The 12,645-nt window shown below is 49.1% G+C and carries 12 protein-coding genes; 9 read left to right on the top strand and 3 right to left on the bottom strand.

Annotation, left to right across the window (positions count from 1 at the left end; all coding sequences use genetic code 11):
• Positions 1 to 568: 568 nt before the first annotated feature.
• Positions 569 to 787, top strand: coding sequence for a hypothetical protein (locus EKM92_RS11590; RefSeq protein ID WP_125710963.1), 219 nt, complete (start codon positions 569 to 571; stop codon positions 785 to 787).
• An 81-nt stretch (positions 788 to 868) separates the two neighbouring features.
• Positions 869 to 2,413, top strand: coding sequence for a GGDEF domain-containing protein (locus EKM92_RS11595; RefSeq protein WP_125710965.1), 1,545 nt, complete (start codon positions 869 to 871; stop codon positions 2,411 to 2,413).
• Positions 2,414 to 2,497: 84 nt separating this feature from the next.
• Here EKM92_RS11595 and EKM92_RS11600 read toward each other — a convergent pair whose 3' ends face one another.
• Complete coding sequence (locus tag EKM92_RS11600) at positions 2,498 to 3,187, bottom strand: beta/alpha barrel domain-containing protein (protein WP_125710967.1); 690 nt, start codon at positions 3,185 to 3,187, stop codon at positions 2,498 to 2,500.
• A gap of 261 nt (positions 3,188 to 3,448) precedes the next feature.
• On the opposite strand from EKM92_RS11600, the gene EKM92_RS13850 reads away from it, so the two are divergent.
• From EKM92_RS13850 to EKM92_RS11615, 3 genes are read left to right on the top strand one after another with little or no spacing between them, the layout of a single operon-like run.
• Positions 3,449 to 3,949: a sugar O-acetyltransferase gene (locus EKM92_RS13850; protein WP_275937827.1), complete on the top strand. Its 501-nt coding sequence runs from the start codon at positions 3,449 to 3,451 to the stop codon at positions 3,947 to 3,949.
• A complete protein-coding gene (locus EKM92_RS11610; RefSeq protein ID WP_125710969.1) occupies positions 3,933 to 4,904 on the top strand; it encodes an aliphatic sulfonate ABC transporter substrate-binding protein in 972 nt (323 codons plus the stop codon). Before EKM92_RS13850 ends, EKM92_RS11610 begins: the two co-directional genes overlap by 17 nt.
• Positions 4,905 to 4,944: 40 nt before the next feature.
• Entirely contained in the window at positions 4,945 to 5,499 is a 555-nt protein-coding gene (locus EKM92_RS11615; RefSeq protein WP_125710971.1) for a hypothetical protein, read from the top strand.
• Positions 5,500 to 5,592: 93 nt separating this feature from the next.
• Here the strand turns inward: EKM92_RS11615 and EKM92_RS11620 are convergent, their stop codons facing one another.
• Positions 5,593 to 6,399, bottom strand: coding sequence for an HAD family hydrolase (locus tag EKM92_RS11620; RefSeq protein WP_164509989.1), 807 nt, complete (start codon positions 6,397 to 6,399; stop codon positions 5,593 to 5,595).
• 150 nt (positions 6,400 to 6,549) lie between these two features.
• Between EKM92_RS11620 and EKM92_RS11625 the strand changes: the two genes are divergently transcribed.
• The 4 genes from EKM92_RS11625 to EKM92_RS11640 all read left to right on the top strand — a co-directional run bounded on the left by EKM92_RS11625 (position 6,550) and on the right by EKM92_RS11640 (position 11,264).
• Positions 6,550 to 7,701 carry a GGDEF domain-containing protein gene (locus EKM92_RS11625; RefSeq protein ID WP_125710975.1) on the top strand — a complete coding sequence of 384 codons (1,152 nt, stop codon included), beginning with the start codon at positions 6,550 to 6,552 and terminating at the stop codon, positions 7,699 to 7,701.
• A 79-nt stretch (positions 7,702 to 7,780) separates the two neighbouring features.
• A complete protein-coding gene (locus EKM92_RS11630; protein ID WP_125710977.1) occupies positions 7,781 to 10,312 on the top strand; it encodes a M1 family metallopeptidase in 2,532 nt (843 codons plus the stop codon).
• A 135-nt stretch (positions 10,313 to 10,447) separates the two neighbouring features.
• Positions 10,448 to 10,840, top strand: a complete 393-nt coding sequence (locus EKM92_RS11635; protein ID WP_125710979.1) for an iron-sulfur cluster biosynthesis family protein — start codon at positions 10,448 to 10,450, stop codon at positions 10,838 to 10,840.
• A gap of 124 nt (positions 10,841 to 10,964) precedes the next feature.
• A complete protein-coding gene (locus tag EKM92_RS11640; RefSeq protein WP_125710981.1) occupies positions 10,965 to 11,264 on the top strand; it encodes a cupin domain-containing protein in 300 nt (99 codons plus the stop codon).
• Between the two features lie 604 nt (positions 11,265 to 11,868).
• On the opposite strand, the gene EKM92_RS11645 is transcribed toward EKM92_RS11640, so the two are convergent.
• Positions 11,869 to 12,573 carry a deoxynucleoside kinase gene (locus EKM92_RS11645; protein ID WP_125710983.1) on the bottom strand — a complete coding sequence of 235 codons (705 nt, stop codon included), beginning with the start codon at positions 12,571 to 12,573 and terminating at the stop codon, positions 11,869 to 11,871.
• Positions 12,574 to 12,645 lie beyond the last annotated feature (72 nt).

The raw sequence follows: 12,645 nt of genomic DNA on the forward strand, positions 1-12,645 counted from the left end.
GGGTGGCTGAGCGCAGGTCACTCGTACGACTTCGCGACGGGTGGAAGTGCCCGCTAAACTTTCGGAGACTATCCCGTAGCATCTGGGCTTAACTGTCGAGCGCTGCTAGATCTCCAGTTTCAACGTGCCGGCAAAGCAGGGTCTCCCTATGGTGGACTCAAATCAGTTACAGCCGGGAGTAATGTCCTCACGGTGACGTGGGAAGCAAGGCGACGTCTGTTTGCGAAAGGCAGTGCAAAGCCGATTAGCGACTAACGTGGTTGAGGCCTAAGAAGCCAAGGCCCGCAGCAACGTCCTTGGTATTGTTTTGAACCGCAAACACGTAATTGAATCGTTATTGAAGCCGCAGATCCACGAAATAGAATACTGTTTCGTGGATTTGGTGTGCCCAGAGGTGATTCGCCTAGGTGAATCACTTTTTTGTCGTCTTTTGAAACCGGTTGCCAAAAATCTAGCCTTTTACAAATAATTGGCTAACACTTTGGTTTACAATAACCGAACGTTCGTGTAAACTGATAATATATTTAATAAATAGTGAAAACGAGTTTTTCTCGCTTGGGAGCGCACTATGACGTTTAGTATGACGCAGTCAGGGCAATATTTGATTCACACCGTGTTGGCGACTTTCTTTGCGGTGGGGTATATGTTCTTCTTTCATCGGCTGCACGCGCAAATGGTCGCGCGCGGTGGGTTTTGGTTGCACTTGCGCATCAATGCGTTAAGCGTGGTGGTGGGACTGGGCATCCACTATCTTGCCAGCATGTATATGTTGAGCCAGACGAGTTAGTTTTATCACAACGTCGCCTTATTTGTGTTGTTGACGCCATTTTTCTTTGATGGCTTCTCAAAGTGGGAGTCAGGCTTTCAATTGGCGTGTTTGGCATTAATGTGGGGCGGACATCATGCTGGCGCTTTGACTACACCGACTGTGTTATTGGCGGCAGCAGTGACGTTGATCATTTTGATCGGCGTGTGCGCCTATCCCAAAAAAATGTTGGCAAATCTTGGTATGGGGGAAGTGTTCTCGATCATCTTGGCAGCGGCGTTTTGGTTCACGATCCCGACGCGTGCGTCCATGTTGACGGTGATGGCCCAAGACCGCTTGTGGGCCACGGTGATGTATGCGGCAATGGCGGCGGTGACGTTAGGGTCATGGTCGCGCGTTTTGCGTGATGACGCTGAACATGCCGAACTTGATCGCATCGCCAATTACAATGGTAAATTGTCGTCTGATGCGGCGCTTCATCAACAAGCCCAAGTCGCTGATTTATTTGCAGCGGCGCAATCGCAACATTCACAATTGACGTTGGCGAGTTTAGATCTGGATCATTTTAAACAAATCAATGCGCGCTATGGCCACTTAGCCGGCAACGCAGTGTTGTTGGCGGTGTCAGATACGATTCAAGCGGCGTTGAAACAAGCGGCAGTCAACGCGCTGACTTTCCGGACCAATGGCGAAGAGTTGAACATTGTCTTTCCAGACGCCGATGTCCATGCGGCGACTGGGGCATTGCGACATGTCGCCCAGGCAGTGCGGACGCATGAATATGTTTATAACCATCGCGCGATGAATGTCACCATGTCCATTGGGGTCACGGCGATGCGATCAACCGATCACACCATCGATGATGTCTATCGTCGCGCCGATGATGCGGTGTATAAATCAAAGCGCAACGGCCGGGACTTGATCACCATCGATTCAGAAGTGATCACCCCGGTGGTGGCGATGCCAAAAGATTATTCCCAATATCGCTACTTTGCCCAAGGGGTCTATTCGCTTGCCGGCGATCATACACGAGTGTTGCATGAGCTGTTGTTGCGGCGTTTTGACACGGGACTTGGTCGCTATGTGTTGCCAGATGAATTTGAATTGCCGCCGGTGGAAATCGCACGATTGTTGCGGCAAGCGATGGCGCAAACTGATTTTCACCGCTTCAATGTGAATTTGACTGCGGCACAGTTCAAAGATGAAGAAATGGCAGCAGCTCTTGGTGCCATCGCGGAAGCCCCTGACGGCCCAGTGGAGTTGAATGTGGAAGTCACTGATGTGGTGTCAGCGCCATTGATGCGGCATATTTCGGCGTTATATCGCGATCGCGGGATCAAAATTTATCTCGATGATGTCGGGTCAGACAACTCTTATGAGCTGGTGCGTACGCGCTTGGCATATGTCGATGGCGTGAAGTTTGCGATCCAAAACTTGCGGCGCAACAATGACGACGGGGAGTTGCTTGAACGCATCAGCTTTTGGCGGCAAGTCGCAGCAGACAATCATTTGCAATTTGTTTTGGAAGGCGTGGAAACTGAGGCTGATGTGGCCATGGCCCAAGAATTTGGGGTGCGGTTTGTCCAAGGGTATTACTTTGGGAAACCAGAGCCGTTGTCGCGGAATGCGCAAGGGGCTGAAAGTTAACGAAGACGGCTGAGAGATCAGGCGTCTTTTTTGCGGTGGCGTCAAAAATGCCCGGCGACCGTTATCGGTTGTCGGGCATTTGCGTCAGCTTTGTTGTTCGCGGTACTTCGCCATTTTCTCATGGAAGGTTTTTTCCGTCATGCCATACGCGGTGTAGGTGATGGCATTCGCGCCTGCGTGGATCGTGTCTAAGATCTGTTCGTCAGTTTTCCCGCCGGAAGCAATGATCGGGAAGTTCGGGTGAGTGTCGTTGAGTTGTTCCCGTGCCCAAGCGACAAGTTTGGCGGTGTCGCGGCCGCCAGCGATGTTCAACGCGTTGACGCCGGCGTCGATGTAAGCTTCTAAGTCCGTCGTTTCATTCACCACCGTGTAAAAAATCGGAATATCCACCATCCGCCGCACAGAATGCAAAGTTTCTAAACTGGTCGGCGCATTCAACACCACGGCAGATCCGCCGTTTTCTTCAGCGAACCGTGCGACAGTCGCCGCGCGTAAGCCTTTGGTCAAGCCGCCGCCGACACCTGCTAAAATCGGGACATTGGCGACTTTGCTGATGGCATCGAGGATGCGGGTGCTGGGCGTCCAAGGATACACTGCTAGGATCGCATCGGCATCGCAGTTGGCGATCACCGCAACGTCAGTGGAATAGACAATGGTTTTGATCCGCTTGCCAAATAGCCGGATGCCGCTAGCTTTGCGAATGACGTCAGGGGATTCAACAATGTTGGACCGCAGCGCTGACGTCAAGTTGGGAATTACTGGTTTATCTGTCATTTCTGGTACCTCCAAAGGAAACTACCTTGACGATACCACGACAATTAAAATTGTGAAAGCGTTTTGTTTAAGCAATTAATTGTACCCTTGTGATAAAATAATTTTGTTTATATCACGAAGGAGACCGCATGTCACAAGACCCAGAATATGATCGCATGTTAGCGGGGCCAATTATATATCACCGAAAAAATTAACGCCGATCACCGCGAGTGGCCAGGGAAATTATTAGTCCAGCAAATCAATGCGCTGCATGCAGATCAGTTGTCTGAGATCACGCGACTGGAAGCCCAAATTTTTGGGGCAAGGGATGTGTATGTGCAACCACCGTTTCAAGTGGATTACGGCACCCACATCAAAGTCGGGCGCAACTTCTATTGTAATGTTGACGCCGTGTTCCTCGACACCAACTGGATCACCATTGGTAACAATGTCAAAATCGGTCCTCGGGTAAACTTGTTGACGGCAGGTCATCCTATCGATGCGGCAGTGCGGGTGTCGATGTTAGAATTTGCGCGACCGATAGTGATCGGTGACAACACTTGGCTCGGCGGCAACGTCACGGTGTTACCTGGGGTGACGATCGGGTCGAACACGGTGGTCGGCGCCGGGTCTGTGGTGACTCATGACTTACCAGACAACGTCGTCGCTGTTGGCAATCCTGCCAGAGTGTTGCGGGTGATTTCTGAAGCTGACCGGCGGTTGTGGACGGAACAAGCAGACGCATACAAAAAGGAGCGTTCAGGCGATGAACCGGAAATTTAAAATTGGGCTGTTTTGGTTATTGATGATCGGCGCCGTCGCTGGTGCGGCTTATGGCTACCACGAAACATACGGGGTGAAAGATACTGCCAGCAAACAGTTGACGCCAGTGATAATTGGTTACCAAAAAGCCGATCCTGTCGATATCTCTCGGCAACATGGCGTTTTGGCCAAAACCTTGAAAAAAGCCGGCTATAAAGTGACCTTCAAAGAATTTCAAAGCGGCGCCGCATTGAATACCGCGTTGAATGCAGGCAACATCGATTACGCCCGCGCCGGGGATGTGCCGCCAGTTGCCGCGCAAGCTAACGGCATGGACTTCGTGTATGTGGCAGCTGGTGCAGATAAAGTTCATGGCTCGGGCATCGAAGTGAAAAAGTCTGGGTCGATCAACAGTTTGGCAGATTTGAAAGGCAAACGCATCGCCTACACCAAAGGCACCAGCTCTCAGTACATGGTGTTAATGGCGTTGCAAAAAGCAGGTTTGTCGACTAAAGACGTGACGCTGGTGGACATGGACCAAAACGCCGCGGCAGTGGCCTTTGCTAAAGGCACCATCGATGCTTGGGCAACTTGGGATCCGTATTCTGCCACTGCAGAAGTCACCGGCGGCGCAAAGTTGCTAGTCGATGACACCGGACTGGCGAAAAATCGCGACTACTTGTTAAGCACCCGCAAGTTTGCGACGAAACACAAAGCGTTGTCGAAGACGTTGACCAAAGCCTTGTCTACGGATATGGATTGGGCGAACACCCATCAAGCAGCCTTGTCGAAAATGTTGGTGACGACGTTAAAGCTTAAAGCCTCAGTCGTCAACAAAATGCTCGACCGCCGCAGCTTTTCCATGGGTGCGGTGACGTCCGCCAACGTCAAAGAACAACAAGCCATCGCCGATGAGTTTTATTCCCAGAAGCTGGTGACGAAACACGTGAATATTTCCGATTATGTGATCGACTAATCAACAGTAAAAGTGAAACAATATTTTGGAGGAATCAACTTTGAAAGTGAAAAAAGCTACCTCTGCATTGCTAAGTTTGCTCAGCTTGAGCGTCATCTTCCTATTAATTGGCTGTACCTCAATTCAGAAACAAACCGACACTGATTCTTCAAGTTCGACGTCGACATCGTCAACCAAAAAAAGTTCGACGAAGCAAACCTCATCGAAAAAAATTTCACCAAAGCAGCAACTGTCAAAACAACTATCTGAAAAGTATACTTTTGCGTATCAGTTTCATACAGTCTACGACGATGACTTCACTTTCAAAGATGCAGTGATGTTGATCAATCCAGAGACACATCAGTTGGGGCTGCTCTTTAAAGCAAAACATCAACTTATCGAAACCAATTATCAAATTAACCAGACACCAACTGATACGCCAGAGCATGATTGGAATCAATTTACCTACAACGGGCTGTTATTCGATTGGAAGAATCAATTTGACGATGATGACAACTCTATTTTTATTGCTCGTGATGCTAATTCCTCAAGTGACTTCGAAACCGCCCGGAAAACTGATATCCAATCTGCAGTTGATTACATTTACTCAGACTAAGACCACTTGAGCATTCAAAGTTCACGCTGCACAGCATTCAGCATACGCAAAAAGGCTCAGCTCTCCAATTCGAGAACTGAGCCTTTCGCCTATCTAATCAAAGAAATGATGCAAGTAATGTGCCACGCCGTCATGGTGAATATCAGTGGTGAAGTGGTGCACCGCCGCTTTGACGCGTTCGTTGGCATTGCCCATTGCCACGCCGTAATGCACCGTCGTCAACATTTGCAAGTCGTTGTCGCCGTCGCCAAAGGCCATGGTGTGCGTCATGGGGATGCCGAGTTTTTCACAAACATGTTTGATCGCCCAAGCTTTGTTGATGCCTTTGGCGGTGATTTCAATATTATCAAAACCGCTGGACGACACATCGATGTCAGCAAGCTTTGCCATTTCCGCTTTGGCTTGCAGGCGGCGTGGTTCGTCAGCAGAAATACTGATGCCGTTAGTGATCTCAGGGGCTAGCGCAACGAGTTCTTCTACCGAATGGACCCGGCGATTTTTGCTTGGGTCTTCGCCGGCGATGCGGTTTTTGGCGTCACGAGAAATCGGTTCACTGGCTTGATCGAGGAAAATCACCGATTCTTTGGTGAAAAAATGGGTCCGGATCTCGTATTTCATTGCGATGTCGTAGATCCCACGCAACGCAGCCGAGGTCAAATGAATGTTGTCGACTTGTTGATCAACTGCGGTGACAGAACCATTCGAGCAGATCACATTGAGGTTGGGGCCGATGCGGTCGGCCATCACCCGTGCTGAAAACAACGGGCGACCAGAAGCAATGAAAAATAAATTCCCAGCTTTGCGGAATTTGGCGATCGCGTCAACAGTGGCTTGAGTCGGAATTTGGGAGTGATCGACTAAAGTGCCGTCGATGTCCATAAAAATAGCATAAGGCGTCATGAGGGTCTTCTTTCTAAACGTGAATACCTTTAGTGTAAACGCAATCATCGCCTTAGACAAGTGTCCAAATTACTCAAATTTTGGATTTTTGAAACCATTTTTTTGAACATATGTTATGCTGGAGGTGAATTTGCGAAAGGAGGGGTGCTGATGGTCGCTTGGGGATTGCGAATCACCACATTTTTGACTAATTTGTTGGTGTTAGTCGGCTTTGCGATTTTATATGAATGGCTGATGCAAGTGAAATTGCAATCCAAACAACATCGGCGCTTCCGCCAAGCCTATTTGGTGACGATGACCATCGCCTTTTTGCTGCTGTTTCACTTCGCGTCGATTTTTGCGATGGCAGCCGCCCATAATGCCATCGGCGTCGGCTGGACTTATTTGAATTTCCAAATCGCCACAGTGATGTATGCGTTGTTGACGGATAAACATCGCTCAGTACTGTTCAGTATGGCCGCCGTTTTGTTGGTATGGTATTGGTGGTTGCCGCACACGGCGCAGTGGCCTTGGTATTACGCGGTGACGTTAGTGCTGATGTATCTGGCGCAACGCTTTGCCACGCCAATCGGTCGGCTTAAAAGGCGCTACTTACCGTTTTCGTTAGTGTTTGCGGCACCTTTTATCATCATGAATTACGTGTCGTTGCGCGGCATCGATGTGGGTTGGGTGTGGGAGATCGCCTCGTGCTTAGTGATCGATTGGCTGCTGTGGCAAGTTCACTATGGCATTAAACGCACCCGGGCGAAAACGAAATTACTTCAAGCTGAAGCCCATATCGATGAATTGACCCAACTCAACAACTTCCGGGTGTTCAACGAAGACTTGTTGACGACTTATCATCAAAGCCAACTCAGCGGCAAACCGTTTGCCTTGTTCACTTTTGATATCGATCACTTCAAGTCGATCAATGACCGCTATGGCCATTTAATGGGCAACCAAGTCCTAGAAGCCGTCGCCACTCGCATGGAAGTGGTCGCCAATCACTTGCCATTTAAACATGCGCGTTGTTATCGCACTGGCGGGGAAGAATTCACCATGATCATTCCTGAAGTGGTCCCGAGTTTCAGCTTGGCGCAAACCATCGCTTGGCGCATCCATGATGAACTTGGGGACTTGCAGTTCACCTCAGATGCGGGGCAACAATTTCAAATCAGCGTCAGTTTAGGCGAAGACCGCTCCCATTCAGATGATCAGAATTATTTGGATGTTTACAACCGTGCCGATCAATATTTATACAATTCCAAACGCGCTGGCCGCAATACCATCACGATCAACGGTCAAACCATGCCGCAACGGTGACTACTATGAGTAGTCGCCGTTTTTTTCTGAGAGGGGTATAATAGGTTTCATGAGATTTTAAAAAATGGGAGGATTCCTAATGGCAAAACTAGTTCACTTATACGAAACATTCCAACCTTCGCATTACAATGTTTATTTAGACATCAACCGTGCCGCTAAAACCATTAACGGCCACACTGAGATCACTGGCCACGCTGCGGCCCAACGCATCGCCATTCACCAGAAATTCTTAGACATTGAAGCCGTTGAAGCTGATGGCAAAGCTGTAGGGTTCACCGTTGACGATGACGCCGAATGCATCCACATCGACTTGCCACAAGCAGGTGATACCACGCTTGCGATCACCTATGCCGCAAAGCTCACAGACACGATGATGGGGATCTATCCTTCCTATTACAATGTTGACGGCGTCCGCAAAGAATTGATCGGCACCCAGTTTGAAACCACCGCGGCTCGCCAAGCGTTCCCTTCGATCGACGAACCAGAAGCCAAAGCCACTTTTGATGTGGCGGTGAAGTTCGACGAACAACCAGGCGAAACCATCATTGCCAACATGCCAGAAGTCAAAGTCGAAAACGGCGTGCATTATTTTGACACCACGGTGAAAATGTCCACCTATTTAGTCGCCTTTGCCTTTGGTGACATGCAAAAGAAGCTCACCCACACCAAGTCTGGCGTTGAGATCGGTGTTTTTGCCACCAAAGCCCATGCCGCTAACGAATTGGATTTTGCCTTGGACATTGCCAAGCGCAGTATCGAATTTTATGAAGACTTTTATCAAACCCCATATCCGCTCCCACATTCTTATCAATTGGCGTTGCCAGACTTCTCCGCTGGCGCCATGGAAAACTGGGGCTTGGTGACGTATCGTGAAGCTTATTTGACCGTTGACCCAGCCAACACTTCTTTGGAAATGAAGCAACGGGTTGCCACTGTCGTTGCGCATGAACTCGCCCATCAATGGTTCGGCGATTTGGTGACAATGAAGTGGTGGGATGATCTGTGGTTAAACGAATCATTTGCCAACATGATGGAATATGTGGCGGTTGACGCTCTTGAGCCAGATTGGCACATTTGGGAAGTCTTCCAAACTGACGAAGCCACTGCCGCCTTGCAACGCGATGCCACTGACGGCGTGCAATCTGTTCACGTTGACGTCAACGACCCAGCTGAGATCATCAGCTTGTTTGACGGTGCGATCGTTTACGCCAAAGGCTCTCGGATGTTAGTCATGGTGCGCGCCTTGATTGGCGACGACGCCTTACGTAAAGGCTTGAAAGCATACTTTGCCGCGCATCAATATGGCAATGCCACTGGCGCTGACTTATGGGCCGCGTTAGGGGAAGCTTCTGGCATCGATGTCGGTGCGGTGATGAATGGTTGGCTGCAACAACCAGGCTATCCTGTGGTTGACGCCTCAGTCGTTGACGGTCACTTGCAACTCAAGCAACAACAATTCTTCATCGGTGAAAATACCCCTCAAGGCCGCGAATGGCAAATTCCATTGAAAGCAAACTTTGATGCCCCTAAGTTAATGACCACCACGACCTTAGATCTTGGGGATTACGCTGCCTTACGCGCCAAAGCTGGGCATGCCTTGCGGTTGAACGACGGCAACGAATCGCATTTTATCGTGAAATATGATAACACCTTGATGGCGGACTTGCTCAAAGACGTCGCAAGCCTTGATCCGATCACTCAAATGCAAACCTTGCAAGACTTACGTTTGTTATCAGAAGGGCAACAATTGACCTATGCTGCTGTCGTGCCATTGCTCAAACAATTTGCCAACAGCCGCTCAAACCTGGTCAACATGGCGCTTTACAGCTTGGCTGGCAACTTAAAGAAGTTCACCACGCCAGATTCTGATTCAGAAAAAGCGTTGCAAACCTTGTATGGTCAATTGTCTGCAGCTAACTTGTCGGCGTTAGGTTGGCTGCCTCGCGACACTGACTCTAACGACGACACGTTAGCTCGTCCATATGTATTGAGTGCGGCATTGTACAGTCAAGATCCTAAGGCCCAACTGGCTGCGCATGAACAATATGAAGCCCATGTTGGTGACTTGATCAACTTACCTGCTGATGTTCGAGTGTTCATTTTAAGTAATGAAATGCAAAACTTCGGGACTGCTACAGTCTTTAACCAATTGCTCAACGACTATCGCACCACTGCTGATGCCTCATATCGCCGCGACTTAGCCCAAGCGTTGACCAAGACGAAGGATGCTGGGCAAATTACGACGATCGTTAAAGCCTTCCAAGATGCTGATACGGTTAAGCCGCAAGACTTGCGCGCTTGGTTTGCAGGCGTCTTAGCCAATCCTGCCGGTCAACAAGCAGCTTGGGATTGGTTCCGCAACAGCTGGGACTGGTTGAATGACACAGTTGGTGGTGATATGGAATTCCCAACTTACATCACCGTGATCTCGCGGGTCTTCCACACCCAAGCGCGGTTAGATGAATTCACTGAATTCTTTGCTCCGAAACGCGCCGACGCCAGCTTAACCCGTGAAATCGACATGGATACTTCAGTGATTGCTGGTCGCGTCGCGTTGATCAACGCTGAAGCTGACAGCGTCAATGCGGCAGTGGCTGAAGCCATTAAATAATTGATGAGACAAGTCGTCTGGTGACGGCTTGTTTTTTTGTGCTGTGTTTCTGTTGTGGGACTGTCGAGTTGGCTGGTGACGATTGTAAAATGTGGTGACGCATGCGATACTAATTAAAAATAAGGAGGCACGCAGATGAAAATTACCTTAACTGATGCATTCGTGCAATTGATCCAAGATAAAGGGTTAGCCGACAAAGATTTGATTTTGATCGCCGATGATGGTGGTGGCAAATATTCGCTGCAAGGTGGCGCTTGTACCATCGGGTCGAAATTCACCTTGATCGAAGTCGACCGACCTGATGCCGATTACCCTGTGGCGTTAGAAAATGCGGCTGGTTTGAAGTTGTGGAGTTCTGATTACGACTTGTTGTTCTTAGAAGATGGCTTGCAATTAGACTTTGTCGACCATCTGATCCGCTTAAAAGACAATGCCCATCGCTTCGATGACGGTTTGCGGATTGCCAATGGCTCAGAGGTATTGGCAGCCTTTCATCAAGGGTTGACGGTGGCGGGCGTTAGCTGCTAAATATCTTGATCAAAACGAATAGCGATATTCGTTTTTTTGTTTGGGCGGGGGATGGGGAGCCAACGCTCGCAAGTCTGTTGTTTCGGCGTATAATGACCTTAATCTAAGAAAGTTGGTCCTGTTCATGCAAATTTTAAATCCTGACGAGTCGGTTACCCAAGGCCCAGATCGCATGTTATCCCAGCGACATTTAAGTATTGTCCGCTTGGTGATCCCTAAAGGCACAGAAATTAAACGCCATCGCTCACTCATGACCGTCACTGTCGTCGCCATTAAAGGCAAGATCACCTTCCACACTGATGACGAGGAAACCACGTTGGTCCCAGGTCAAGCCATTGTCATGAAACCCGCAGAATTTCATTGGCTAGAAGCCCCAGATGAAGATGGGGAAGTGATGGTGGTGCATGGGGTGCTTGCGCAATAGGTACTGTTTTTAATGGCGAAAAAAACTTGCGCCAAACGCTTGACATTTGTGATAGCGCTTGCTAAAATGTCGATGCCATGTTAAGGGTACGGCTTCAAGACATGGTATGGGTCAACCTGGCAAAGTTTCAGACTCATGGTTTCAAAGTGACGTGTGGCGGCTGGAACGCACGCACTGCTCCCCGCGGGCTAGTCTATCGGTATGCCAAAGTTCTGCCGATCAATTTTCTATTGCGGCCAAAGTGAGTCACCGCTGACTCGATCAATTGAAACAATTTCGTTGTGTTGCTCCCCAAATGGATGGTCTTCAACTTTGCAAAGCTCTGTTGGCCTCAGGTTGTGGATGTGCGCTTCGACGTTCGTTTGATCGATCAGATCATGTGCAACGCGGATCCAAAGTGCTACCATTACCCACAGTGAACTTGGTGCTGTGGCGCAGCCCCCGAAGTGCCCGTGGTGACGTTAGTTTTACCCTAGTTTTTTGGGACTAGGCCTTACTTAATGATGACCTTTCACGCCTATCGATGAATCGGTAGGCGTTTTTTAATCTCCCCGACACACAAAAACGCCTCAGAATGCGGATTCTGAGGCGTGTATCGATTTATTTAGGCGCGAGCCGCTTTGATTTCTTCAAAGCGTTCAGGGGAGAGCTTACCCAGTTCGACCAACTTGGATTCGATGGCATCAAGCACCGCATTGCGATCGGCTTTGTCGTTGACGAAATCTAAGTCGTCGCGGTTGATGGTCATCATCGTTGAGCGGGTGTAGCCTTTGGACCAGTCGCGGTAAGCGTGGTTAACGCGGTGGTAGTAGTCGACAAGTTCTGGTTTTTGGCGAATGTCTTCCATTTCACGACCGCGAGATTGGATCTCGTCGATTTCGTGTTCTGGGTCGATTTTTAAGTAAACCGCTAAATCTGGCAAACCGTTGAATGGTGAGCCATTGACGTTGGCTTGCATTTCTTGAGACAAGGTGACGTAAACATTGTAGTCAATGTCATCGATTTCGCCGTTGTCGTGAAGTTGCTTAGCCATGACAAAGTCAGATTCCAAACTCGAATCCATCACAGCGTTGTCTTGAACGAGGGCTTTTTTGAGTTGTTGGTAACGGAACGTCAAAAAGGCGATTTGCAAAATCGTGGCAGTGGTTTTACGACTGTCTGCGCCAGCTGCGTAGAATTTGTTGAGCATGTTGGCGATCATCCCGTTGCCTTCGACGTCTTCATAATAAGCAGGCGCTTGCAGGTCTTTGGACAAGATACGAGTCAGCGAGGTTTTACCAGCGCCGATGGAGCCGAGAATATAAATCATGGATTATACTTCTTTCATCTGTTTGTCTTTTTACAACACAAAAGACGAGCAAAGCTGCTCGCCAAATGTGAC

This window comes from Lacticaseibacillus porcinae, assembly GCF_003946305.1.
In the GTDB taxonomy this organism is placed as follows: domain Bacteria; phylum Bacillota; class Bacilli; order Lactobacillales; family Lactobacillaceae; genus Lacticaseibacillus; species Lacticaseibacillus porcinae.